We start from the raw sequence: 24,197 nt of genomic DNA on the forward strand, positions 1-24,197 counted from the left end.
AAGACTTATGCAAGCCTTGATACAAATTGCAGGTAATTGATCATTGTAGACGTAAATAGCGAGCAGCACAGCCGCCCGTTTTCAACAATCAATACGCCCGCCCAACAATGTAATCTGCCATATAGCTCAGATATTGACCACCATTACCTAGCGCTCTAATCGCCATACGTGATTGCTCGTGCAGGGAAGCCAAGAAGGCTTTGGCCTCTTCCAGCCCCATGATAGACACATAGGTAGGCTTATTATCTTCGGCGTCTTTACCCGCTGTTTTACCCAGCGTCTGAGTATCAGCAGTGACATCAAGGATGTCATCCATCACCTGAAAACCCAAGCCCATGGCACTACCGTAATCATTTAGCATCTGGCGTTGCGTAGAACTGGCCCCAGCGACAATACCACCCAATAAAATGCTGGTTTTCAGCATGGCGCCCGTTTTCAGCCTATGCATTTCTTGCAGTTGCTCTAACGTCAGCGCTACGCCTACGCTCTCACAGTCAATCGCTTGACCGCCAGCCATACCCAACGAACCAGCCGCTTTGGCCAACAGCGTTACGGCCTGCACGGTCAGTGCTGGCGCAACTGGCATGGATGCTAGCAACTCAAACGCCAGCGGTTGCAGTGCATCGCCCGCCAACATAGCGGTGGCCTCATCAAACTGCACGTGTACGGTAGGACGGCCACGGCGCAAGGTATCGTCATCCATGCAGGGCAAATCATCATGCACCAACGAGTATGCATGAATTAGCTCTACGGCTGCAGCTGCCAGATCTAAGGCTTTTTCTTGTGCAGCAGTGGGGGCTGCGCCTTGCAACACTGCCTCACCCGCCGCGTAGACCAAGGCAGCGCGTACACGCTTACCACCGCCTAAAACGGCATAACGCATAGCTTGATGCAAACGCTGAGGCTTTACGTCCTCGGCGGGCAACATGCTTGCCAGCACTTGCTCCATATGCTGCACGCGCTCTTGCAACCACTCGTCACCTACACTTTTCTCTACACCCATATCAATCCTCTATGCCGTTATCGCCAAGGGGTTTGAGCAGTTGTCCCTGCAGCACTTTTACCTGTTGTTCCGCTTTTTCTAAGCGCTGCTGACAAACCTTAGCCAACTCCACACCACGCTGATACGCGTTAATGGATTGCTCTAGCGATAACGCGCCACTTTCCAAATGTTGAACCAACTGTTCCAACTCGGCTAATGCCCCTTCGTAATCTTCCGGTAGCGGTGCACCCGCAGCATCTGTGTTTTGTGTATCACTCATCGCATTTTCCTTTGAGGCTTGACGGTCTGACCGCCCCAGCCAACCTGCCTTATTCATGGCAAACCTCGCCATTTTAACGGCATATGCCTAAAGGGTAACTACTCTGCGCTAAATCTAGAGGGTTTTAGGGGTGTACCCTCATCTTTAACCTTCATTCTACGCACAGCACAGGCCACTTCCAGAGCAGTTACTAGCGCTAACACAGCACCACTGCCAGCCATAAAAAAAGCCTGAACTCCTACGAGATCAGGCTTTTTGGGGTGCTAACGCTTCTGCTCTTAGGCGTCACCTACCGCCACCGGTCTGGATGGATCACTAACCCACTCACTCCACGAACCTGGATACAGCTTAGAGCCGTTCATCCCTGCCAATTCCATCGCAAACAGGTTATGACATGCCGTAATACCAGAACCACACTGATGCACCACTTGATCAGCAGGACGACCAGCCAACAACGAGGCGAACTCTGCACGCAATGCCAATACAGGCTTAAAACGACCATCCGCTTGTAGGTTGGCACTGTTTGGCCTATTTATAGCGCCGGGAATATGGCCAGCCACCGGATCTATAGGCTCTACCTCGCCCCTAAACCGTTCACCGGCACGTGCATCCACCACCACAAAATGCGGCTGCTCTATGTTGGTCAATATCTCTGCAGCTTGAACAGTAGGCATATCGGGATTAGCACTTTCTTCCCACTGACTCGGCTCAGCGCTAGCTTGCGATACGTCGGTCTCCACTTTACCGTTTTCGGCTACCCACGCTTGCCAACCACCATCCAAAATGGCGACTTTTTCGTGCCCCAACCAGCGCAACATCCACCACAAGCGCGCCGCAAACATGCTATTACCTGCATCGTAGATCACGACCTGAGTCTGACTTTCTAAGCCTTGCTGACGCATCAAGTCGGCAAACTTGTCGCGCTCAGGTAACGGGTGTCTGCCATTTTTACCGGTAAGTTTGCCAACTAAGTCTGAGTCATTATCCAAAAATCTAGCACCCGGAATATGCCCTTGCAGATACGCACTACGCCCAGCCTGCGGATTCATCAAATCATGGCGTACATCAAATACTAACCAATCAGAACGGTGCTCTTGCTCTAGCTCTGCTGCGCTAATCAAATAGGTATACATAGCCACTCCTTCCCTTACTTACTTTTTGCTGCCGTCTCACCACGCAACAATTTGGATTCTGTGTAGGTACGCCACGATGACAACATCCCTGATGCAATCACCAACGCCATACCCAGCCATGCTAGCAGATCTGGTATATCGCTCCAGATCACAATACTGAGTAATGACGCAAAAATAATTGTGGAGTATTGCAGTGCTGCCGACAACAGCGGAGACCCCGCTCCAAAGGCTCGTGTCATCGCTAACTGCCCGCCCAGGCCAGCCACCCCAACACACAAGAGCGCCAACCATCCTTGCCAAGGCAGTTCATGCCAACCATGTATGCCTAACCCGCCTATGCTGGAAACACAGACAAAGACCGAGAACCAAAAAACAGTGCGCCACTCCGATTCACCCATTTTGCCTAGCTGACGAATCTGCATCATCGCTACGGCAGAGCACGCGCCTGAGCTTAGGCCCACAGCCGCCGCAAACCACTGATCTTCACTGATACTGGGACGCAATACAGCAATCACACCAATAAAGCCCAGAAGCACAGCAAACACCCGCACAAAATCGCGGCGCATACCGCCCAAGAACACCATCCAGATACCGATAAACAACGGCCCGGTATAGTTCAAACTAACGGCTGTGGATAAGCTTAGATTGGTCAGCGCGAAGAAACCTGCCCACATGGAGGTCACGCCAAACAAATTACGGAGAATATGCGCTTTCCAGCTTACTGGTCGTAAGCTACGTTGACGCCACTGCGCCCACGCAAAAATACAGATTACAGACGGCAAGCCCCTAAACAACACAATTTGTGCCAGGCTTGCATCATATTCGGCAGAGATCTTGATACCTGCCCCCATGATGGCAAACATGAAACTGGCCACCAACATCCATAACGATTGCATGCAGAAATCCGCTGGAAGGGAAAATAGTCAAAGATTAAAACTATACTCCCCCTGTCTTGCAATAGCAGTCTTCACCCGCATATAACACAGTAAACTACTAGGATGTGGTGTTACTCTCGCAAAATAACCACATCAAGACTTTCGCTGTGCTGCAGCAGTCTATCCATTTTTTCTGATCATCACGGTAATCAACCATGACTCGTATTCTGCTTTTTCTAGCTACCAACTTGGCTGTTATGCTGGTTCTTAGCATCGCTATGAACGTACTAGGCATAGGCCGATTCCTGACCGCTGAAGGTCTAGACCCTACTGCCTTACTGGTGTTCTCTGCCATTATCGGTTTTACCGGAGCCATCATCTCGTTGCTTACCAGTAAATGGATGGCAAAGCGCAGCACGGGTGCACACGTGATTGATCCCCACGCACCACGTAATGCCCAAGAAGCCTGGTTGGTAGACACCGTCCACCAACTGGCTGATCGCGCCGGCATTGGTAGACCTGAAGTAGCCATCTACGATGGTGCTCCTAATGCCTTTGCTACGGGTGCCTTTAAAAATGACTCTTTGGTCGCTGTTTCTACAGGTCTGCTGCAAAGCATGAACGAAGAAGAGGTCATGGCGGTATTGGGCCACGAGGTGGCGCACATTGCCAATGGCGATATGGTGACACTGACCTTAATCCAAGGCGTAGTGAACACCTTTGTGATCTTCTTTGCTCGTTTAGTAGGCTACTTTGTAGACCGCGTCATCATGAAAAACGAACGCGGCCTAGGCATGGGCTATTACGCTGCTTCTATAGTCTGTGAGATCATTTTCGGCATTTTGGCCTCTATCATTGTGGCCTGGTTCTCTAGACGCCGAGAGTACCGTGCCGACGCTGGCTCTGCTTCCTTGCTAGGTTCTCGCACCCCTATGATTCGCGCCTTGGCTCGCTTGGGGAACGTAGAGGCGGGTGAATTACCAAAAAGCTTTGAGGCTTCTGGTATTTCTGGCGGCGCAAGCATTGCGGCGTTGTTTGCCTCTCACCCACCTATTGAAGATCGTATCCGAGCACTGCAACAAGGCCAATAATGCAGGTAGGGCTGCCACACTACAATGTGGCAACCCTATTTTCTACGCCCCACGCAGGCCTAAGCCTGAACAAAAAACGCCCGATGACATCATCGGGCGTTTTTTTATGGCAAGTACTACGCCTATCACTACAGTCACACTCCCTTAGTGCGCTTGCCCCCAGTTATCACCCTCACCTACTTCGGCTACTAGCGGTATATCTAGGGTCGCAATACCGCACATCAAGTCTGGCAATGCGGCCTTCAAACGCTCAACTTCGTCCAAAGGCACATCAAATACCAACTCATCGTGTACCTGCATCACCATCAAGGTTTTAAGCTGCTCTTGATCTAACCAATTCTGTACCGCCACCATGGCTTTCTTGATCAAGTCTGCCGCTGTACCTTGCATAGGAGCATTAATAGCAGCGCGTAACGCACCTGCCATACGCGGACCTTTAGCTGTTTTCAGCTCAGGAAATGACAATCTGCGCCCAAATACCGTTTCTACATAGCCTTGCTCTTTAGCCTGCTCTTTGATGCTCTCCATGTACTGCGCCACACCGGGATAGCGGTTGAAGTAACGATCAATATAGGCTTTAGCCGCTGCTCGGGTAATACCCAAGTTGTTGGCCAAACCAAACTCACCCATGCCGTAAATCAAACCAAAGTTAATGGCTTTAGCGGCATAACGTTGGTCTGGTGTGACTTCTTCGGGTGTGACACTGAAAATCTCGGCGGCAGTTGCTCGGTGCACGTCACCACCGTCTATAAATACCTGTTGCAGGTTTTTATCGCCAGAAACGTGTGCCATGATACGCAGTTCAATCTGCGAATAGTCAGCCGACACCACCTTACCTAAGGACGAAATAAAGGCATCACGTACCTTACGCCCCTCGGCTGTGCGCACAGGGATATTTTGCAAGTTAGGGTCAGACGAAGCCAAGCGCCCTGTCACTACCGCTGCCTGCGCATAACGGGTGTGTACGCGATGCGTACGTGGGTTCACCATTTTGGGCAGCTTATCGGTATACGTAGACTTGAGTTTGGCAATGCCACGGTGCTCAAGCATCAGCTTAGGCAACGGGTAGTCATTGGCTAGCTCGGTTAGCACACCCTCGTCAGTAGACGGCGCACCGCTGGCTGTTTTCTTCACAACCGGTATACCCAGCTTGTCGAACAGAATCTCGCCCACTTGTTTAGGTGAGTTCATATTGAAAGGCTGACCAGCCAATTCGTACGCTTCTGCTTCCAGTTCTAACAAACGCTGACCTAATTCGTGGCTTTGTTTGTGTAGCACATCCGCGTTGATGGCTACGCCATTGGCTTCGATGGTAGTCAGTACGATGGACGTTGCCAGCTCTAACTGATAGGTATCTTCCAACCCCTTGTGTGCAGCAATCAAGGGACGCATCACCTGATGCAAACGCAACGTGATATCCGCATCTTCACACGCATAAGCTGTGGCTACATCGAGAGCCACATCAGCAAACGCAATTTGCTTGGCTCCTTTACCGCAAATGCTTTCATAGGGCGTAGTTTGTACATTCAGCCAACGCTGTGCCACATCATCCATGTTGACACGCAAATGAGAATCCAGCACATAGGCCTGCAACATACTGTCTTCAGCGATACCGCGCAGGTTGATACCTGCGGTCGCCAACACATGCGCATCATACTTAGCATGATGCAAAATCTTGGCGTGCTTCTCAGACTCTAACCAGGGTTTCAACGCGCTCAGCACCACCTCAGGGCTAAGCTGCTCTATCACCTCGCAACCTTGATGCCCTACAGGGATATAACACGCCTCACCGGGCTGTACCGATAGCGACAACCCTACCAATCTGGCCTGCATAGGATCCAACGATGTCGTTTCGGTATCCAATGCTGTCAGTTCAGCTTTTTCTATTTTGGCTACCCAGCGTTGCAACGCTGCTTCGTTTGTCACCGTTTCATACTGCACGGTTGCGGGCGCCTCAGGAAATACCAACTCGACTTGCTCGGTGGCAGGCACCTCAGTAGCCGCTTTGCGTGGCGCGACTCTGCCGTCTTGGGCGGGTATGCGTGTGGCGTCACCTGTTAGCTCACGCAACCACGTTCTGAAACCGTAATCTTCGTAAATATCCAACAACGTGTCTTTATCAAGCGGCAAGGGGCGCAACTGATCTAACGACGCATGCAACTCACCCAAATCGCAATCCAGCTTCACGGTGACCAGTTTGCGAGTCATGTCGAAGCTAGGAATAAAGTCGCGCAAGTTCTGTCCTGCTACACCTTTAATCTCGTCAGCATGTTGAATCAGCGTATCTAAGGTTTGATATTCATTTAACCACTTCGCTGCCGTCTTAGGACCGACTTTAGGTACACCCGGAATGTTATCTGCGGTGTCACCAATCAACATCAAATAATCGATAATTTGCTCAGGCCGTACACCATAGCGATCAATCACTCCTTGTATGTCCTGACGCTCATTATTCATGGTGTTAATGAGCTCAACATGAGGATTCACCAACTGCGCCAAGTCTTTGTCGCCTGTGGAAATAACGCTATGAATACCTTGTGCAGATGCTTGCACCGACAGTGTGCCAATGATATCGTCTGCCTCTACGCCCGGCACGCAAATAACTGGCCAGCCCAATGCGCGCACGGCACGGTGAATGGGCTCAATTTGCTGCGCCAGATCTGTTGGCATGGATGGTCGGTTAGCTTTATAGTCGCTAAATAGATCATCCCTAAAGGTTTTACCTTTAGCATCAAACACGCAGGCCATATAATCTGGCTCATAGTCCTGCAAAATTTTACGCATCATCGCGATGACGCCGTAGAGAGCACCAGTTGGCTCACCTCGAGCGTTACGCAGATCCGGCATGGCATGGAATGCCCTGTACAGATAGCTGGATCCATCAACTAATAATAAGGTTTGTTTCATGTCTGACACTAAAAATGTTCATTTACCCGCCACAGAGCAGATTCCCGTTATATCAGCAGAACTAAAAAACGCCGCAGAAACACTACAGGAAGTAGGCTTTGGGATCAGTGTATTCGGTAGTGCTCGCATCCCTTCCGACAATAAATATTATGAAATGGCATGTGAGCTTGGCAAGCGCTTAGCTGAAGCCGGTCTAATGCTGATCGCTGGTGGTGGCCCAGGTATTATGGAAGCCGCCAATAAAGGCGCCTATGAAGCAGGCGGTCGCAGCGTTGGTCTTAACATACGCCTACCACGTGAGACCAGCAATAATCCTTACCAAACACACAGTCTGCAATTCGAATACTTTGTATCTAGAAAAGCGACATTCTTCATGCACAGCTCCGCCTATATTGCGTTGCCAGGTGGTTTTGGCACCTTGGATGAGTTGTTTGAAGTTATTACGCTAGTACAAACACGTAAACTGCCCGCAGCACCCATTGTACTCGTAGGTACCGCGTTCTGGAGTGGCCTACTTGATTGGGTACGTGAACACCTGTTGGGCAACAAGCTAATCTCCCCCGGCGACCTAGACTTGATCACGCTGACAGACGACTTAGATGAAGTGATGCAAGTGGTTAACGCCTGCTGCTCACAGTTTGCGATTGAGCCTACTTGCGAGCCTACACTGCCTCACTAAAGTGCAGCACCAATTTCTGCCAACCGGTTCTATAACCTCTTGTAAAATACAGGGTTTATACGTGTTGGCAGACATAGCCTTACCGCTATGATTTCTACTACATCCTAAGACTATTACTGCTTATTCCCACAAGGAGAGCATCTTGAAAAAGAATTTGCTGCGCTTTCTGGCTCTGGCTATTTTTAGCACTGCGACTGCTACCGCAGCGGCGCAGGATTTTACCGAAATCCGTATCGCTACCGAAGCGGGCTACCCCCCGTTTGAATACCTGAATCCCTCTGGCGAAATTGTGGGCTACAACATCGAGATCGGTAACGAAATCTGTAAGCGCCTACAAGCCGAGTGCGTATGGGTTGATCAATCCTTTGACAGTTTGATCCCTGGTTTGCAAGCTCGCAAATTTGACTTGGCACACTCCACCATGACTGCCACCGACGCTCGTCGTAAAGTCATTGATTTCAGCGCACCGCTGTACGTCGTAGCCTCTCGTCTGGTTGCCAACAAAGACAAAACATTAGAACCCACGGCCGATTCGCTGAAAGGCCTACGCATTGGGGTACAGCAAGGCACCACCATGGAAGCCCACGCACGTAAAGAATGGGCTCCCAACGGGGTAGAAGTCGTGGCTTACCCAAGCTACACCAACGCTTATATTGACTTGGCTTCTGGTCGTATTGATGCCTCTTTCCAAGAAGCACCTAATGCCGTGCAAGGCTTCTTGACCAAGCCCGAAGGGGCTAACTTCACCCTAATGGGCGACACCGTTAAAGATAGCGCCATCCTTAACGAACCCATCGCTATTGGTGTGCGTAAAGGCAATAAAAAGCTAAAAGATGCAGTAGATCAAGCCATCCTCGACATGCAAGCTGATGGTACACTTGCTGCCATTACTGCAAAGTACTTTGAACCCGGTAACGTTGAGCTACCAAGCACACAACCGTAACCCTACTCTTTCTTAACCCGTACGAGGCAACAATGGTTGCTTCGTACTTAGCGCGATCTTTTTTATGTTCCTGATGGGCTATGGTCCCCAGTTGCTGGCAGGCACACTGGAAACCATCCAATTAGCCGTTCTGTCTTTGGCGGTTTCACTAGTGCTTGGACTGTGCGCGGCAAGTTGCAAGCTATTTGCACCTAGCCGCCTTTTGCGTTTTGGCGCAGCAGTCTATACCACCGTCATTCGTGGCATTCCCGATCTGGTTCTGTTATTGCTGATTTTCTTCAGCCTACAACTCTACCTTAACGATCTGACAGACGCTCTATCTTTACCCTATATAGATATTGAGCCTTTCAGTGCAGGTGTGGCCACGCTAGGCTTCATCTACGGCGCCTACTTTACCGAAACCTTTAGAGGGGCTTTCATGGCTGTGCCACGCGGGCAACTAGAGGCCGGTATCGCCTATGGTATGTCGCGTTGGCAAGTATTTAGCCGCATCCTCTTTCCACAGATGATGCGTCACGCTCTACCTGGCTTAGAAAACAACTGGCTGGTGCTGCTCAAAGCCACCGCCTTGGTCTCACTTATTGGGCTGAATGACTTGGTAAAAGTCGCCCAAAATGCGGGTAATGTGACCTTCCACATGTTCCTGTTCATTTCCATCACAGGCTTGATCTACCTTGCGTTGACCACCCTGTCGAACAGTGTGTTTTACCTTCTGAATCGTCGTTATTCTGTGGGCATTAAAAAGGCAGAACTATGGTAACGGTGATTGACGAATTTTGGCGCGCGTACCTGTATAGCAATCACGGGCAATGGTCCGGCCTAGCTGTCACCTTGTGGCTACTTGCGCTATCGCTGTTTTTTGGATTTATCCTTTCTATCTTTACCGCCATTGGCCGTAACTCCGCCCGCTGGTACGTTTCTAAGCCCATTTGGCTGTTCTCCTACGTATTTAGAGGCACTCCCCTATACGTACAGATACTGTTTATCTACGGCGGCTTGTACGGCTTGGATTTCATCAAAGAAACCCCAAGCTTAGCGTCGTTCTTCCAAAGCGGCTTTAACTGTATGGTGTTGGCGCTGGTGTTGAACAACGTGGCTTACACCACCGAAATCTTTGCCGGTGCAATCAGAGCTACTCCTGCTGGTGAAATCGATGCTGCCAGAGCCTACGGCATGACCCGTACCACCATGTACCGACGCGTTATCTTGCCCTCAGCATTACGCCGTGCCCTGCCCGCTTACAGTAACGAAGTCATCTTGATGCTGCATGCCACATCGCTGGCATTTACAGCCACTGTGCCAGACATCTTAAAAATCGCTAGGGATGCCAATTCGGCCACCTACGAAACCTTTGCCGCTTACGGTTTAGCTGCCCTACTGTACCTTGCTATTACTGTGGTACTGGTAGGCCTATTCCGTCTCGTTGAAAAACGTACACTGTTATCTATGCAACCCCTGAAGCCTTAGTCATGCAAAAACTGCAAGTTAAAAACATTCATAAAGCCTACGGGCAGAATCAAGTGCTGAAAGGTGTTTCGCTGGATGCCAATGCTGGTGATGTCACCTGCATTATTGGTTCCAGTGGCTCAGGTAAAAGTACGTTTTTACGCTGTATTAACTTTCTGGAAATTCCTGATCAAGGCAGCGTACAACTCAACGACCAAACCATTCACGCTGTCACTAAAGACAACGGCACGATTCGTGTATCAGACTTAAAAATGCTGCGCGATATGCGTACACGTCTGACGATGGTGTTCCAACACTTCAATCTCTGGGGCCACATGAACGTTTTACAAAACGTCATGGAAGCACCTACTCATGTGCTGAAAGTATCCAAGAAAGAAGCCATGGAGCGTGCACGCCACTACTTAAATAAAGTAGGACTGCCCACCAGCGTTGAAACACAATACCCTGCCCATTTGTCAGGCGGTCAGCAACAACGTGTGGCTATAGCGCGTGCATTGGCGATGGAACCTGAAGTGATGCTGTTTGACGAGCCTACTTCGGCACTGGACCCTGAGTTAGTGGGCGAAGTGTTAAAGGTGATGCAACAGCTGGCCGAAGAAGGCCGTACCATGCTGATTGTGACGCACGAGATTGGTTTTGCGCGTCAAGTATGCAATAACGTCGTGTTCTTACACCAAGGTGTAGTAGAGGAATGCGGCAGCCCATCAGCCGTGCTGGATACGCCACAAAGCGATAGATTAAAGCAATTCCTGACGGGTAATTTGAAGTGATGATTGCCTAACTTGGGTGTCTGTTGATTAGCTGCACAACCTGTATCTAAAAAGCCCTTCATAGGAGTTTCTATGAAGGGCGTTTTTATTGCGGCTGGATGTTTGGAAGCAATTTTGATGCCTGCCTGCTACTGCAAACCGTACTGCAGTTAGAGGCTCGCTATGTAAACATTGCTTGTGGTATTTGAGAGGTTTTTGGTAGCGTAGCAACGAGTGATCCCATGAGCTTTACGATGATAGCCGCAGCCCCAGCGTGTGCTATGAACTCGCTAGCACAACTCACTCGCCCTAAACTTGCTAAGACCCAACACAATCCTCTAGAGAAAGCACTGCCCTCTCTGCCTCAAATTACTTACGAGGCTATGGCATCCGTAGTGTCTCAAAACAAAAAAGCCCACAAATCCAAAAGGACTCATGGGCTTCTTCTAGCTGTTGCCAGCTAAATACCGCTTACCTGATTATGCTTCTTCACGAGCAAACTTACGACGCTCATGCTCTTTCAGGTGACGCTTACGCAGACGGATAGATTTAGGTGTTACTTCCACCAATTCATCGTCATCAATAAAGTCTACAGCGTATTCCAGGGACAAACGGATCGGTGTAATCAGGTCGATGTGCTCATCTTTACCGGATGCACGAACGTTAGTCAGTTTCTTCTCACGAATTGGGTTCACGATCAGGTCGTTGTCACGGCTGTGAATACCGATGATCATACCTTCGTAAACGGGGTCGTTAGGCGAAACGAACATTTTGCCGCGCTCTTGCAGTTTCCACAGAGCGTAAGCTACTGCTTCACCATCGTCTTGGCTGATCAGCACGCCGTTACGACGCTCACCCACGGAACCCTCACGCATAGGCTGGTAGGAGTCAAAAATGTGACTCATCAAGCCTGTACCACGTGTCAGTGTCATGAAGTCGCCTTGGAAGCCGATCAAACCACGTGCAGGAATACGGTATTCCAAACGTGTACGACCACGACCATCAGGGATCATATCTTGCAAGTCACCACGACGACGACCCAACTCTTCCATCACACCACCTTGGTGACCGTCTTCAACGTCCACTGTCAGGTGCTCGTAGGGTTCCATCTTCACGCCGTTTTCTTCTTTGATCAGCACGCGTGGACGGGATACCGCCAACTCGTAACCTTCACGACGCATGTTTTCCAACAAGATGGTCAAGTGCAACTCACCACGGCCACATACTTCAAATGCAGTATCGTCACCTGTCTCATTCACACGCAACGCCACGTTGGATTTCAATTCCAAATCCAAGCGGTCACGAATCTGACGGCTGGTCACAAACTTACCTTCACGGCCTGCCAATGGCGAGGAGTTCACGATGAAGTTCATGCTCAGTGTAGGCTCATCAATGCGCAGCAATGGCAGAGCTTCTGGGTGTGCGGGATCCATCAGTGTGCAGCCAATACCGATTTCATCAATACCGTTAATCAGTACGATGTCACCCGCTTGAGCTTCTTCCACTTGTTGACGGTTCACACCTTTAAAGGTTTGAACTTGGTTGATACGACCTTTGATAGGTTCGCCTTCAGGACCAAATTTCAGAACTACGTCTTGACCAGCGCGTACACGACCACGGTTTACACGACCAACGCCGATCTTACCGACGTAGCTGCTGTAGTCTAATGAACAGATTTGCAACTGCAATGGACCATCTGGGTCATCTTCACGTTGAGGCACGTGGTCCAAAATAGCTTGGAACAGTGGGCGAAGATCGCCGGAACGCACATCGTCAGTCAAACCGGCGTAGCCGGACAAACCTGAAGCGTAAACAATTGGGAAGTCCAACTGCTCTTCTGTAGCACCCAACTTGTCAAACAAATCAAATGTTTCGTTTACAGCGAAATCTGGTCTCGCACCTGGACGGTCAACTTTGTTCACCACCACTATAGGTTTCAGACCCAGTTCCAACGCTTTGCGGGTTACGAAACGGGTTTGAGGCATAGGGCCTTCTACCGAATCTACCAGCAACAACACTCCGTCAACCATCGACAGTACACGCTCTACCTCACCACCGAAGTCAGCGTGTCCGGGGGTATCAATAATGTTGATGTGTGTACCCTCAAACTCTGCCGCGCAGTTTTTGGCCAAGATAGTGATACCGCGTTCTTTCTCGATATCGCCAGAGTCCATAACGCGATCGCTAACATGTTCATTCGCACGAAACGTGCCAGACTGTTTCAGAAGCTGATCAACCAGGGTCGTTTTCCCGTGGTCTACGTGAGCAATAATAGCCACATTGCGCAATGCGCGACTCATAATGTTTCCTTAAGGTTAAGGTTAGCTGGGCGTAGCGTTTCGGGTAAATCAGCCAGCCCGATTAAAAGGGATTCAGGTTCCTCAGAATCCTGTATTGTGTCCAGCGTTACCGCCTTATCCAATGAAAAAGGTCCCACAGCTGTACGACGCAACGCCGTCAGATGAGCCCTATAACCTAAACGTTGACCAATATCTTGTGCCAAAGTTCGGATATACGTGCCTTTGCTGCACTCCACTGCAATACGCGCAGTGTTCCCTTCGCACGATAACAACTCAATACGATGAATCGTTATGGTACGAGGTGGTCTTTCCAGTTCTATGCCTTGCCGTGCATATTCATACAGCGGCTTACCATCACGCTTTAAGGCCGAGTACATAGGTGGAATTTGTTGAATTTCACCTAAGAAGTCTTGCAATACTTGTTTTACTGCTTCTACGTCTGCACCGCCATCAGGCAGCTCTGCCGTCGCAACCACCGTACCAGTTAAATCACCAGAGTCAGTTTCTGCGCCAAAGGTAAGCTCTGCTTCGTATGCTTTATCAGCATCCAATAACAGTCCAGAAATCTTAGTCGCTTTACCAAAGCAGCACACCAACAACCCAGTAGCAAAAGGATCCAAAGTGCCAGTGTGGCCTGCTTTACGAGCATCCATCGCTCGTCGGGCGCGTTGCAATGCGTGGTTACTGGACAATCCCTCTGCTTTGTCCAGCAACAGCACACCATCGAGCACACGTCCGCGTTGTCGCCTCGCCATCGTATTTATTTTCCGCTAAAAAACGACGCGCCGACTCAGGCTTGGTCGTCGTCAGGATCGTCAGGAACAGCGTCAGTAGCCGTACTGAAAGAAGAACGGTTTGCTTCATCGATCAGTTTAGACATGGCCATGCCACGCACCACGTGATCATCGTAGAAGAAACGCAGAGTAGGAACAGTATGAATATGCAACAAGCGGTATAGCTGCGAGTGCAACCAGCCTGCCTTGGCATTCAGTACTTCAGTTGCAGTCTGTGGCTCAGCGCCGAAAACTGTGAAATATACTTTAGCGTGTGCGTAATCCGCTGACAGTTCAACTTCTGTCAGCGTGATTAGACCAGCACGAGACATATCTATCTCTCGCTGAATCAGCACAGCCAAATCTTTTTGAATTTGGTCGGCTAAGCGGACATTACGTCCGCCGCCAGCTTTATTTTTGTGTCTTGCCATGAATTACAGTGACCGGGCGATTTCCTTGATCTCGAAGATCTCTAGCTGGTCGCCCACTTGAATATCATTATTACCACGTAAGGTGATACCACAATCGAAACCTTGGCGTACTTCACGGACATCATCCTTGAAGCGTCGCAGGGATTCGAGATGGCCCGTCCAATGCACCACGTTGTCGCGCAGCAGACGTACCTGAGAATCGCGCTTGACGATGCCTTCGGTAACCATACAACCAGCCACACTCCCGATACGGGAAATGTGGTACACCTCGCGAATTTCTACCATACCGATAACTTCTTCGCGTTTCTCTGGTGTCAACATGCCGGACAAGGCTGCTTTCACTTCGTCTACCGCATCGTAAATGATGTTGTAGTAGCGAATATCAATACCGTTCAATTCGGCCAGTTTACGTGCGCTTTGCTCTGCACGTACGTTAAAGCCAATAACTACTGCGTTGGATGCGATAGCCAAGTTGATGTCGCTTTCGGAAATACCACCGACTGCGGCGTGCACAACTTGAACCTTCACTTCGTCTGTTGCCAGTTTCAGCAAGGAAGATACCAACGCTTCCTGAGAGCCTTGTACGTCAGTTTTGATGATCAGCGACAGAGTCTGTGCACCTTCACCAATATTCTCGAACAAGGATTCCAATTTCGCTGCTTGCTGACGAGCCAGTTTCACATCACGGAACTTACCTTGACGGAACAACGCAATTTCACGTGCTTTACGCTCGTCTTGCATTGCAATCAACTGATCGCCAGCGGCGGGAACCTCGGTCAGACCTTGAATTTCAACAGGCATAGATGGACCAGCTTCTTTCAAGGACTTACCTGTTTCATTCACCATCGCACGGATACGACCGAAGCTAGCACCTACCAACACGGTGTCACCGTGGTGCAATGTACCAGTTTGAACCAATACAGTTGCTACAGGACCACGACCGCGATCCAGACGTGCTTCAATCACAGTACCTTGTGCAGGAGTATTTATAGGTGCTTTCAGCTCTAGCATTTCTGCTTGCAGCAGCACTTGCTCTAACAGGTCATCAATACCATCACCAGTGCGTGCCGATACAGGTACGAAAGGCACATCGCCACCGTACTCTTCTGGCACCACTTCTTCCACCAACAACTCTTGCTTCACGCGCTCAGGGTTGGCTTCAGGTTTATCTACTTTAGTGATTGCTACAACCAGCGGTACGCCAGCGGCGCGAGCGTGGTGAATAGCTTCACGTGTTTGCGGCATCACACCGTCATCAGACGCTACAACCAGAATTACAACGTCAGTCGCTTTGGTACCGCGAGCACGCATGGCCGTAAAGGCTTCGTGACCGGGGGTATCTAGGAATGTAACGTTGCCACGTTCTGTTTTAACGTTGTACGCACCAATGTGCTGGGTAATACCACCAGCCTCACCCGATGCCACTTTCGTGCGACGGATGTAATCCAGCAAAGAAGTTTTACCGTGGTCAACGTGACCCATCACAGTAACCACTGGAGCACGAGGGCCCTCTTCGATTTCGCCAGTGAACTGGTCTTCCAAGAAGGACTCAGGATCATCCAGTTTGGCAGCAATGGCTTTGTGACCCATTTCTTCAACCAAGATCATGGCTGTTTCTTGATCCAGCACTTGGTTGATTGTCACCATTTGACCCAGCTTCATCAGATGCTTGATCACTTCAGCTGCTTTTACGGCCATTTTGTGGGCCAGATCAGCAACCGTAATGGTTTCAGGAACAGCAACTTCGCGAACAATTGCTTCTACTACCTGCTGTTGCTGCTCAGCTTGACCTTGACGGCCACGACCACGTCTACCACCACGAGTATTGGCATGCCATGCTTCGCGTTCAGTAGAGGCAGAAGCCACTTCAGCTTTAGAAGGTTGTTTACGACGGCTATCGCCTACCCAACCGGTTTCGCCTTTCACTGCAGGCTTAGGTGCTGCTTTCTTGGCGACATCGCCATTTTTAGTGTCTTTCTTCGTAGCTGGTTTGCCCGCTTTACGCGCAGCATCCTGGCTTTCAGCCGCACGCAATACTTTGCGAGGACGATTCAGCATCTCACTGATTGCTGCTGCTTCAGCTTCTGCTGCTGAGCGTGCGCGATCACGATCGCCGCCTTCACCCACTGCAGCCTGAGGAGCTGGTCGGCGTGTCGCCGCTGGATTGCCGCTAGATTGCGGACGGCCAGCACCTTGAGGGCGATCGGAATGACGGTTAGCACCGGACTGATTTTGTCCACTGCGCTGCGCATTCGCTCCACCTTGCGGTTTTGGGCTACGAGTTTGATTGTCAGCTTTCGCTGTAGGGGTGTCTTTGACAGGCTTGTTCTTAACGGCCACGTTATCCAGCTCTTCAGTTTGTTCTGCCTTCACAGGCGTTTCTTGCTCTACCTGTGATGTAACTTCAGGCACTTGCTCTTCAGACTGACTGACAGCGGGCGATACAGGTTGCCGTACCTGTTCTTCCTTGGCTGCTGTTTCTGCAGTCGGTTCGGTTTTTTGAGTTTCAACAACCGGTGCCGCTTTAACGGGCTCTGGCTGGGCCTCAACTTTAGTTTCCTGCACAGGAGCGGGCTCTTGTTTAGGAGTTTCTACTACAGGTGCTTCAGCCACTACTTCAGGAGTAGGTTCTGGCGCCGTAGTAGGTTTACTTGCTTCTACTACTGGAGCAGTATTTTCTACTGCTACCGGTGTGGCTTCAACGGATTCAGCCACATTTTGTTCTTCATCACGGGCTGCTTTAGCAGCTTCAGCAAGAAGCTCTGCCGGATCCCGTTTCACAAATACGCGTTTCTTGCGGGTTTCTACCTGAATAGTGCGAGAACGCCCTGATCCGTCAGCTTGGCGGATTTCTGAGGTTTTGCGACGAGTCAGCGTAATTTTATTACCACGCAATGACTCCAGCAGCTTCGCCTTATCTGCTTCGGTGACGGAATCGTCTACCGATCTGAGCTGAACACCTGCAGCACGCAATTGCTCCAACAACGATTCTGCAGGCATTTTCAGTTCTTGAGCGAACTGGGCGACTGTGTTACTCGGCATTCGACTCTCTCTTGCTTACAACTACTTATTCTATTAATAACAACCCCTGATAGTCGGCTCTCCTCTCTAGAGCAGGCCGACCTGCTGCAACGTTATCATGCGTCACCATCAAACCAGTGGGCTCGTGCACGCATAATTAGGTTGCTAGCGTCTTCGGCATTTAGGCCAGTCATTTCGGACAGTTCGTCTGTCGCCAACTCGGCCAAATCATCCAAGGTGGTGACTTGCTTTTCAGCCAGTACAGCCACGATATCAGGAGTGATCCCTTCAATTTCCAACAGGTCTTTCTCTACTGTTTGCACCAGCTCGTCTTTGGCAATAGCCTCAGAAAGCAGCGCGTTACGAGCACGTGTACGCAACTCATTTACAGTGTCTTCATCAAAGGCATCGATATCCAGCAGTTCTTGCAATGGCACGTACGCCACTTCTTCCAAACCGCTAAAACCTTCGTCGATCAGCACATCAGCAATGCCTTCATCTACATCCAAACGTTGCATGAACATATTTTGCAGTTCACGACGTTCTTCTTCCTGACGATTCTGGCTTTCTTCTGGTGTCATGATGTTGATTTGCCAGCCTGTTAGTTCGGAAGCCAAACGTACGTTTTGACCACGAGCACCAATAGCTTTAGGCAAGTTTTCTTCATCAACCACGACATCCATAGCATGTTTATCTTCATCGACCACGATGGATTCCACATGCGCTGGAGCCAAAGCACCAATCACGAATTCGGCTGGGTCTTCTGCCCATAGAACGATATCAACCTGCTCACCGCCCAGTTCGTTACGAACGGCAGTGACTCGCGACCCACGCATACCTACACATGTACCAATAGGATCAATGCGTTGATCGTAGGCAATAACGGCAATTTTAGCGCGCACACCCGCATCACGAGCAGCTGCTTTAATTTCCAGTAAGCCTTGTTCAATCTCAGGCACTTCGTTCTCGAACAGTTCCTTGATGAAATCAGGAGCGGTACGAGACAGAATCACCTGCTGACCACGTGCAGTGCGGTCAATTGTTTTTACCAAAGCGCGTACGCGGTCACCCATACGAATATTTTCTTTGGGGATCATTTCGCTGCGTGGCAAACGGGCTTCGATTTTACCCATCTCAATGATGGCATCGCCCTTATCAATGCGTCTAACCGTACCAGACACAATTTTTTCACCACGATCCAGGAAGTCATTCAACACCTGTTCGCGCTCTGCATCACGTATACGCTGCAAAATAGCCTGTTTAGCGGCTTGTGCACCGATACGTCCAAATTCTATAGGCTCCAAGGCCTCTTCAATGTAGTCGCCAATTTGCACATCAGGCACGATTTCAATCGCATCGCTGTACATTTCTTGACGATCAGGCTCTTGCAGGCCAGCCTCATCAGGCACCACTAACCAACGTCTGAAGCCTTCGTGCTCGCCCGTTACGCGATCAACCGCTACCCGTATGTCGGCATCGTCGTCGAAGCGTTTTTTCATTGCAGACGCTAACGCACCTTCTAGGGCGCCAAACACCACATCCGCTTCTACACCTTTTTCACGCGCCAGCGCATCAACTAGCAAAAGAATTTCGCGACTCATCGCTTTCTACCCTTGAAATCAAGAACGGGATCCAATTTGGCACGATCCACTTCGTCAAATGTGAAAGTCAGGTCTCTGACATCGCCAGAGGCTTGCTCTAGTTCCAACACGAATTTGGTGTCGGCGTCCACATTATCCACAGTGACGTCATCAGGGCTGATCAACACACCCTTAAACACTTTCTGGTTATCCACCGCCTCGTAAAAGCGCAGTTCTACCCTAGCACCGGCAAAGCGTACAAAGTCGCGCAATGTTCGCAGCGGACGATCTATACCAGGAGAACTCACTTCCAGACGACCGTAATCGACGTTTTCTACTTCAAAAACGCGCGACAGCTGTTTGGACACCCATTCACAATGGTCAATGCTCACCCCTTCCGGGTGATCAATCACGACACGCAACACGCCCAGCGGCGCGCGCTCTACATCGATCAACTCGATGTCGCTGCCTAGCAAGGCTTCCTGTGTTAAAGCGAAAATATCTGCCATAAAATCCAAAAAAAATGGGCTGACTGCCAGCCCACTGCTACCTTAAAAGCTTAGATCCGGTAAGTATCTGACATTACATACAATAATGATGATACCGTGCCAAGCTTTACATTTTAACAGAATTCGAGAAAAAATCCTGCCACATCCAGCGCTTAGCCCAGAAATAAAGCTATAGCCATACAGAAGCTGGACTACACCTACTTCGTAGCCCAGCCCTGTGGTGCATTAACGACGGTTAGTTCCTATGCGCGCCAAGCGTGACTCGTGCGCATTAGAAGAGCGTGGTTGCCAATCATCACCTGAACGACCACTCGTACGCGCGCCGCGAGCTGGAGCTCGTTTAGCCGCCGCACGTGGCGCTTGTTGACGTTCTTCCGTACCACGCTGCTCTGCACTGCGACGTCGTCGATTTGCCGGAGCCGCCTGAGGATCACGTTGATCACGGCTAGCCTGCCCTGCATTTCCACGTTGTGGCTGGCCACGACCGCCTGTGCGGCGACCTCCTCGGCCAGCCTCAGGATGACCATTAGCCAAACCACCACTGATCAACATACCGGTAGTAGCCGTTGGATCCACATAGCCACCGCTCTCGCCCGTACGCAGACGACCACGTCTATTAGTACGCGCACCGTTAGTACCGTTTTGCTCCATAGTACCAAACCCGGGAGGCAAAGCACTGTCATGGCTCAGCGGCTGACTATGACGACGAGCGCCACGGCGACCACCGCCCGCGCTTTCAGTTTCACCTGTATCACGCCACAACCCTACACGCAGCATCAATGCCGCAACCATATCCGCGTTTAGCTCTTCCCAACGACCGCGTCGCAGGTTACGTGGCAGCACCACTTCACCAAAGCGTGTTCGGATCAGACGACTCACCACCACACCAGCCGCCTCAAACATGCGACGCACTTCGCGATTACGCCCCTCATGCAAGGTCACACGGTACCAGCGGTTGCTACCTTCACCACCGATGAATTCCAACTCACCAAATTTGGCCTCACCGTCTTCCAGCTGAATACCAGTGGTCAGACGTTTAGCTTGATCATCCGCCAACTCACCCAATACGCGCACAGCGTATTCGCGCTCAGCGCCATAACGGGGGTGCATCATTTTGTTCGCTAAGTCGCCAGATGTCGTGAAGATCAACAGACCTTCCGTATTCAAATCTAGCCTGCCAATGGATAGCCATTTGCCCACGCGTACCTTAGGCAAGCGTGCAAAGACAGTTTCGCGACCCTCTGGGTCGTCGTGTGTCACGATTTCGCCCACAGGTTTGTGGTACAGAATCACACGAGGCGGCTTATTAGCATGAGGACGCGCAATCAGACGACCATTCACACGAACTTTATCGTCTTGACCTACGCGTTGACCTATATGAGCAGGCTCACCGTTTACCGAAACGCGACCCGCCACAATCAACTCTTCCATTTCACGACGCGAACCCACACCGGCATCCGCCAGTACTTTATGCAACTTGGGTTGTATCGCTTCGCTAGTCAGGTAACGCCCCAAGCGCTGGGACATTCTGGCTGTTTTATCCAAGTAGGAGAGTGCGTGATCCGCTTCTTGATCATCTTCTGCGCTCATCTGTACTACTGGTTCTTGCTCGTCCTGCACAGACGCCGCAGCCTTGGGAGTGCGTGTGCTGGTTTTTCGAGCGCGAGGCGCACGCGGTGCGCGCGGCTGATCCGCATTCGCAGCACCAGCAACCGGCTTACGTCTACCTTTGGCTACAGGTTTTTGCTCTGCAGTTTCTTCCTTAACATCCTGGGTGGAGGAAGAGTCATCACGGGTACGTGCACCAGCTTCGGCCGCATCACCTCGACGACGACGAAACGGCGTGCGCAGCTTACGCCCTTTGCCGCGCGAAGCTGATGCCGTAGAAGAGGACTCAGCCGCTTCTGCGCTACGCTCAGGCGCTTGTTCAATATTTTCCGTCATTGATTAAAAGACTCCAATTTTTCTCATTCATTATGCTTTGATGATAAGTGTTAAAAGTTTCACTTCTCATCGCTTTCTTCATGTTCCGTAGTGTCGGGCTCATGCAACGTCCCTTGCTGTGTGCTATCTAGCTCCACAAGCTGTTGCATAAACACATCCTGCACCTGCTCTTCATCCAAAGAAGGCAAGTCCTGTAAAGAACGTAAACCTAAATCATCCAGAAATTGTCGCGTTGTACCTAACAACGCAGGACGGCCTGGTGCATCTCTGTAGCCCAGAACCTCGATCCAACCCCGATCTTCCAACGTACGTACAATCTGAGTAGAAACACCCACGCCGCGTATATCTTCGATATCACCACGAGTAACAGGCTGACGCCACGCAATGATGGCCAGTGTTTCCAACACCGCACGTGAGTATTTGGGCGGACGGTCCGGATTAAGTCGCGCCAGATAAGGCTGCATTTCAGGCCGGCTTTGAAAACGCCAGCCGCTGGATAGGGATACCAGCTCAAGCCCTCTATCATTCCAATCCAGCTGCAACATTGCTAGATGGTGACGCATTTGATCGGCGGAAATTTCATGCACACCGAACAACTGCCGTAATTGTGACAGATTCAGCGGCTCTTCTGTACATAATAATGCCGCTTCCAACACTTTTAAAATCTCATTATCTGTCATACCTAGTCTATTTTCCACATGAAGCTTGCTTTTTTGAAACAGTCAGGTTACTATTATTTTTCTGACGCGGGGTGGAGCAGCATGGTAGCTCGTCGGGCTCATAACCCGAAGGTCGTAGGTTCAAATCCTGCCCCCGCAACCAAATTCCGAAAGGGCTGATTTCTTAGAAATCAGCCCTTTTTCTTTGCCTATTTCATTTGCACGCAAAATAAAGGCGCAACCCGCCCCTTGTTCCAGCACACAGCAATTGAACACGAAAGCATTTTGCGTTTTCATCTTTAGTACACATGCTTAGCTCGCACAACAACGATGCGACTAAACCAGTTTGGCTATAAGAAAAAGAAAGGAAGGTATGGGGCTTGCTGCGGTGTAGTCGGCTACTGCACTCACCGCGCTGGCACGCTTTGTGCCTGATTGCCCTGTTTCTATTAAAACTAGTGGGCAGCTTCCCACTAGTTTTGTCATTACATCATCAGAATCGCGCTTTACGCAAGACCGTTTTACTCTTTAGGTTTATGTGTTTTCTCTTTTGTAGGCGATGCAAAAGGGAAAGCCGAAAACAACCCGTACACCTGATCCTGCATCTGATCTTGCACTTGCGTGAACATTTTCTGGCTTTGCTCAGCGTAAGAGTTCATCATTTTTTGGATCATAGGCGTTTGCACTGTCATAAACTGCGCCCATGCCTCAGGCCCTACCGGCTTGCCATACACATGCTTAGATTGCGCCAGCAAGCGCTCTTGAATCTCGATGAAAGCTTGAATGTTTTGCTCTAGATAACTGCCCATCACACCTTGCATGGCACTGCCATAAAAACGAATGATGTTGGACAGTACCTCTGCTGAAAACATAGGCACATTCGCACTCTCTTCTTCCAAGATGATCTGCAACAGAATACTGCGCGTAATATCGTCATTGGTTTTAGCGTCTACCACGGCAAAACTCTCATTTGCCATCACCAACTGCTTCACATCAACCAGCGTGATATACGAACTGGTGCATGTGTCGTAAAGACGCCTATTGGGATATTTCTTAATCAATCTTACAGTTTCTGCTGCAGACTCTTGTGTCATAGACTACCTTTTCATTCTAAAAATACGGCACATCAGCCCATATGCAAACCACCGTTGACCGAGAAGTCAGCGCCGGTAGAAAAACCTGAATCATCAGAGGCTAACCACGCCACGATAGAGGCAATTTCATCAGGCTCACCCAGTCTACGCACAGGAATGGTGGCGACGATTTTCTCCAGCACATCAGGACGAATGGCTCGCACCATGTCTGTACCAATATAACCCGGAGAAACGGTATTGACTGTTACCCCTTTGCTAGCAACCTCTTGCGCCAGCGCCATTGTAAAGCCATGAATACCTGCTTTGGCTGTAGAGTAGTTGGTTTGCCCGAACTGACCACGCTGCCCATTAACCGAACTGATGTTAATGATGCGCCCCCAGTTGTTCGCCAACATGGGCTCCAACACCTGCTTTGTAACGTTAAACAAGCTATTTAGGTTGGTGTCTATCACAGAACGCCATTCCTCTAGGCTCATTTTACGGAACTGCCCATCGCGCGTAATCCCGGCGTTATTTACCAGCACAGCAACATCACCATGCTCACTACGCACTTTTTCAAACGCCTCTACGGTAGAGTCCCAGTCGGACACGTTCCCAGCAGACGCATAAAACTCAAACCCTAGTTGGCGCTGCTCATCCAACCATTTTTGCGCATCACGGTTTGGCCCACACCCTGCTACGACTTTAAAACCTTCACGCGCTAAGCGCTGACAAATTGCTGTACCGATACCACCCATGCCCCCGGTCACATATGCTAATTTTCCAGACATACACTTTCTC

21 protein-coding genes, 1 tRNA gene and 1 pseudogene are annotated in these 24,197 nt (G+C 50.2%); 7 read left to right on the forward strand and 16 right to left on the reverse strand.

Features of this window, described 5'->3' with window-relative positions; genetic code table 11:
- Positions 1 to 88 precede the first annotated feature (88 nt).
- The 4 genes from ACLPHM_RS16590 to ACLPHM_RS16605 all read right to left on the reverse strand — a co-directional run bounded on the left by ACLPHM_RS16590 (position 89) and on the right by ACLPHM_RS16605 (position 3,291).
- Positions 89 to 1,003 (reverse strand): polyprenyl synthetase family protein, encoded by a 915-nt coding sequence (locus ACLPHM_RS16590; RefSeq protein WP_430222322.1) that lies wholly within the window; start codon positions 1,001 to 1,003, stop codon positions 89 to 91.
- 1 nt (position 1,004) lies between these two features.
- Entirely contained in the window at positions 1,005 to 1,262 is a 258-nt protein-coding gene (locus ACLPHM_RS16595; protein WP_430222323.1) for an exodeoxyribonuclease VII small subunit, read from the reverse strand.
- A gap of 278 nt (positions 1,263 to 1,540) precedes the next feature.
- Complete coding sequence (locus ACLPHM_RS16600) at positions 1,541 to 2,395, reverse strand: sulfurtransferase (RefSeq protein WP_430222324.1); 855 nt, start codon at positions 2,393 to 2,395, stop codon at positions 1,541 to 1,543.
- A gap of 14 nt (positions 2,396 to 2,409) precedes the next feature.
- Complete coding sequence (locus ACLPHM_RS16605) at positions 2,410 to 3,291, reverse strand: DMT family transporter (RefSeq protein WP_135862659.1); 882 nt, start codon at positions 3,289 to 3,291, stop codon at positions 2,410 to 2,412.
- Positions 3,292 to 3,485: 194 nt separating this feature from the next.
- Between ACLPHM_RS16605 and htpX the strand changes: the two genes are divergently transcribed.
- Entirely contained in the window at positions 3,486 to 4,361 is an 876-nt protein-coding gene (gene htpX, locus ACLPHM_RS16610; protein ID WP_430222325.1) for a protease HtpX, read from the forward strand.
- A 144-nt stretch (positions 4,362 to 4,505) separates the two neighbouring features.
- Here the strand turns inward: htpX and polA are convergent, their stop codons facing one another.
- Positions 4,506 to 7,268 carry a DNA polymerase I gene (gene polA, locus ACLPHM_RS16615; protein ID WP_430222326.1) on the reverse strand — a complete coding sequence of 921 codons (2,763 nt, stop codon included), beginning with the start codon at positions 7,266 to 7,268 and terminating at the stop codon, positions 4,506 to 4,508.
- On the opposite strand from polA, the gene ACLPHM_RS16620 reads away from it, so the two are divergent.
- The 5 genes from ACLPHM_RS16620 to ACLPHM_RS16640 all read left to right on the forward strand — a co-directional run bounded on the left by ACLPHM_RS16620 (position 7,267) and on the right by ACLPHM_RS16640 (position 11,127).
- Positions 7,267 to 7,947 carry an LOG family protein gene (locus ACLPHM_RS16620; protein ID WP_430222327.1) on the forward strand — a complete coding sequence of 227 codons (681 nt, stop codon included), beginning with the start codon at positions 7,267 to 7,269 and terminating at the stop codon, positions 7,945 to 7,947. The genes polA and ACLPHM_RS16620 overlap by 2 nt on opposite strands.
- Positions 7,948 to 8,089: 142 nt before the next feature.
- Positions 8,090 to 8,890 (forward strand): transporter substrate-binding domain-containing protein, encoded by an 801-nt coding sequence (locus ACLPHM_RS16625; RefSeq protein ID WP_430222328.1) that lies wholly within the window; start codon positions 8,090 to 8,092, stop codon positions 8,888 to 8,890.
- A 64-nt stretch (positions 8,891 to 8,954) separates the two neighbouring features.
- A complete protein-coding gene (locus ACLPHM_RS16630) occupies positions 8,955 to 9,650 on the forward strand; it encodes an ABC transporter permease (protein WP_430222329.1) in 696 nt (231 codons plus the stop codon).
- On the forward strand, positions 9,644 to 10,357 hold the full coding sequence (hisM, locus tag ACLPHM_RS16635) for a histidine ABC transporter permease HisM (protein WP_430222330.1): 714 nt from the start codon (positions 9,644 to 9,646) through the stop codon (positions 10,355 to 10,357). The genes ACLPHM_RS16630 and hisM overlap by 7 nt, the downstream gene beginning before the upstream one ends.
- Before the next feature lie 2 nt (positions 10,358 to 10,359).
- Positions 10,360 to 11,127 carry an ABC transporter ATP-binding protein gene (locus tag ACLPHM_RS16640; RefSeq protein ID WP_430222331.1) on the forward strand — a complete coding sequence of 256 codons (768 nt, stop codon included), beginning with the start codon at positions 10,360 to 10,362 and terminating at the stop codon, positions 11,125 to 11,127.
- A gap of 458 nt (positions 11,128 to 11,585) precedes the next feature.
- Here the strand turns inward: ACLPHM_RS16640 and typA are convergent, their stop codons facing one another.
- From typA to scpB, 8 genes and pseudogenes are all read right to left on the reverse strand, one after another.
- The gene (gene typA, locus ACLPHM_RS16645; RefSeq protein ID WP_430222332.1) at positions 11,586 to 13,406 is read right to left on the reverse strand and encodes a translational GTPase TypA; all 1,821 of its coding nucleotides are present in this window, start codon (positions 13,404 to 13,406) and stop codon (positions 11,586 to 11,588) included.
- Positions 13,403 to 14,161 carry a tRNA pseudouridine(55) synthase TruB gene (gene truB / locus ACLPHM_RS16650; protein ID WP_430222333.1) on the reverse strand — a complete coding sequence of 253 codons (759 nt, stop codon included), beginning with the start codon at positions 14,159 to 14,161 and terminating at the stop codon, positions 13,403 to 13,405. The genes typA and truB overlap by 4 nt, the downstream gene beginning before the upstream one ends.
- A 35-nt stretch (positions 14,162 to 14,196) precedes the next feature.
- Positions 14,197 to 14,610, reverse strand: coding sequence for a 30S ribosome-binding factor RbfA (gene rbfA / locus ACLPHM_RS16655; RefSeq protein WP_430222334.1), 414 nt, complete (start codon positions 14,608 to 14,610; stop codon positions 14,197 to 14,199).
- A gap of 3 nt (positions 14,611 to 14,613) precedes the next feature.
- Positions 14,614 to 17,652: a translation initiation factor IF-2 gene (gene infB / locus ACLPHM_RS16660; protein ID WP_430222335.1), complete on the reverse strand. Its 3,039-nt coding sequence runs from the start codon at positions 17,650 to 17,652 to the stop codon at positions 14,614 to 14,616.
- 95 nt (positions 17,653 to 17,747) lie between these two features.
- Positions 17,748 to 19,232 (reverse strand): transcription termination factor NusA, encoded by a 1,485-nt coding sequence (gene nusA / locus ACLPHM_RS16665; RefSeq protein WP_430222336.1) that lies wholly within the window; start codon positions 19,230 to 19,232, stop codon positions 17,748 to 17,750.
- The gene (gene rimP, locus ACLPHM_RS16670) at positions 19,229 to 19,720 is read right to left on the reverse strand and encodes a ribosome maturation factor RimP (protein WP_430222337.1); all 492 of its coding nucleotides are present in this window, start codon (positions 19,718 to 19,720) and stop codon (positions 19,229 to 19,231) included. Before rimP ends, nusA begins: the two co-directional genes overlap by 4 nt.
- Positions 19,721 to 19,945: 225 nt before the next feature.
- Positions 19,946 to 21,664: a 23S rRNA pseudouridine(2605) synthase RluB gene (rluB, locus tag ACLPHM_RS16675; protein WP_430222338.1), complete on the reverse strand. Its 1,719-nt coding sequence runs from the start codon at positions 21,662 to 21,664 to the stop codon at positions 19,946 to 19,948.
- A 164-nt stretch (positions 21,665 to 21,828) separates the two neighbouring features.
- A pseudogene (scpB, locus tag ACLPHM_RS16680) lies at positions 21,829 to 22,344 on the reverse strand (SMC-Scp complex subunit ScpB); the annotation flags it as partial.
- 65 nt (positions 22,345 to 22,409) lie between these two features.
- On the opposite strand from scpB, the gene ACLPHM_RS16685 reads away from it, so the two are divergent.
- Positions 22,410 to 22,486, forward strand: a tRNA-Met gene (locus tag ACLPHM_RS16685).
- Here ACLPHM_RS16685 and ACLPHM_RS16690 read toward each other — a convergent pair.
- The 3 genes from ACLPHM_RS16690 to phbB form a co-directional block, all read right to left on the reverse strand.
- On the reverse strand, positions 22,465 to 22,620 hold the full coding sequence (locus ACLPHM_RS16690; RefSeq protein WP_430222339.1) for a hypothetical protein: 156 nt from the start codon (positions 22,618 to 22,620) through the stop codon (positions 22,465 to 22,467). The two genes, ACLPHM_RS16685 and ACLPHM_RS16690, sit on opposite strands and share 22 nt — an antisense overlap.
- A gap of 224 nt (positions 22,621 to 22,844) precedes the next feature.
- Positions 22,845 to 23,417 (reverse strand): polyhydroxyalkanoate synthesis repressor PhaR, encoded by a 573-nt coding sequence (gene phaR, locus ACLPHM_RS16695; RefSeq protein WP_430222340.1) that lies wholly within the window; start codon positions 23,415 to 23,417, stop codon positions 22,845 to 22,847.
- Between the two features lie 32 nt (positions 23,418 to 23,449).
- Positions 23,450 to 24,187, reverse strand: coding sequence for an acetoacetyl-CoA reductase (phbB, locus tag ACLPHM_RS16700; RefSeq protein WP_430222341.1), 738 nt, complete (start codon positions 24,185 to 24,187; stop codon positions 23,450 to 23,452).
- Between the last annotated feature and the right edge of the window lie 10 nt (positions 24,188 to 24,197).

Origin of the sequence: Paenalcaligenes sp. Me131 (assembly GCF_050487225.1) — a bacterium.
In the GTDB taxonomy this organism is placed as follows: Bacteria; Pseudomonadota; Gammaproteobacteria; order Burkholderiales; family Burkholderiaceae_B; genus Paenalcaligenes.

Bases quoted from the DNA above. Each gene is read 5' to 3' on its own strand.
- phaR (WP_430222340.1), bottom strand. From the start codon at position 23,417: ATGACACAAGAGTCTGCAGCAGAAACTGTAAGATTGATTAAGAAATAT.
- rluB (WP_430222338.1), bottom strand. From the start codon at position 21,664: ATGACGGAAAATATTGAACAAGCGCCTGAGCGTAGCGCAGAAGCGGCT.
- ACLPHM_RS16605 (WP_135862659.1), bottom strand. From the start codon at position 3,291: ATGCAATCGTTATGGATGTTGGTGGCCAGTTTCATGTTTGCCATCATG.
- phbB (WP_430222341.1), bottom strand. From the start codon at position 24,187: ATGTCTGGAAAATTAGCATATGTGACCGGGGGCATGGGTGGTATCGGT.
- typA (WP_430222332.1), bottom strand. From the start codon at position 13,406: ATGAGTCGCGCATTGCGCAATGTGGCTATTATTGCTCACGTAGACCAC.
- rbfA (WP_430222334.1), bottom strand. From the start codon at position 14,610: ATGGCAAGACACAAAAATAAAGCTGGCGGCGGACGTAATGTCCGCTTA.
- ACLPHM_RS16590 (WP_430222322.1), bottom strand. From the start codon at position 1,003: ATGGGTGTAGAGAAAAGTGTAGGTGACGAGTGGTTGCAAGAGCGCGTG.
- polA (WP_430222326.1), bottom strand. From the start codon at position 7,268: ATGAAACAAACCTTATTATTAGTTGATGGATCCAGCTATCTGTACAGG.
- htpX (WP_430222325.1), top strand. From the start codon at position 3,486: ATGACTCGTATTCTGCTTTTTCTAGCTACCAACTTGGCTGTTATGCTG.
- ACLPHM_RS16595 (WP_430222323.1), bottom strand. From the start codon at position 1,262: ATGAGTGATACACAAAACACAGATGCTGCGGGTGCACCGCTACCGGAA.
- hisM (WP_430222330.1), top strand. From the start codon at position 9,644: ATGGTAACGGTGATTGACGAATTTTGGCGCGCGTACCTGTATAGCAAT.
- ACLPHM_RS16600 (WP_430222324.1), bottom strand. From the start codon at position 2,395: ATGTATACCTATTTGATTAGCGCAGCAGAGCTAGAGCAAGAGCACCGT.
- ACLPHM_RS16640 (WP_430222331.1), top strand. From the start codon at position 10,360: ATGCAAAAACTGCAAGTTAAAAACATTCATAAAGCCTACGGGCAGAAT.
- truB (WP_430222333.1), bottom strand. From the start codon at position 14,161: ATGGCGAGGCGACAACGCGGACGTGTGCTCGATGGTGTGCTGTTGCTG.
- ACLPHM_RS16620 (WP_430222327.1), top strand. From the start codon at position 7,267: ATGTCTGACACTAAAAATGTTCATTTACCCGCCACAGAGCAGATTCCC.
- rimP (WP_430222337.1), bottom strand. From the start codon at position 19,720: ATGGCAGATATTTTCGCTTTAACACAGGAAGCCTTGCTAGGCAGCGAC.
- nusA (WP_430222336.1), bottom strand. From the start codon at position 19,232: ATGAGTCGCGAAATTCTTTTGCTAGTTGATGCGCTGGCGCGTGAAAAA.
- infB (WP_430222335.1), bottom strand. From the start codon at position 17,652: ATGCCGAGTAACACAGTCGCCCAGTTCGCTCAAGAACTGAAAATGCCT.
- ACLPHM_RS16690 (WP_430222339.1), bottom strand. From the start codon at position 22,620: ATGAAAACGCAAAATGCTTTCGTGTTCAATTGCTGTGTGCTGGAACAA.
- ACLPHM_RS16630 (WP_430222329.1), top strand. From the start codon at position 8,955: ATGTTCCTGATGGGCTATGGTCCCCAGTTGCTGGCAGGCACACTGGAA.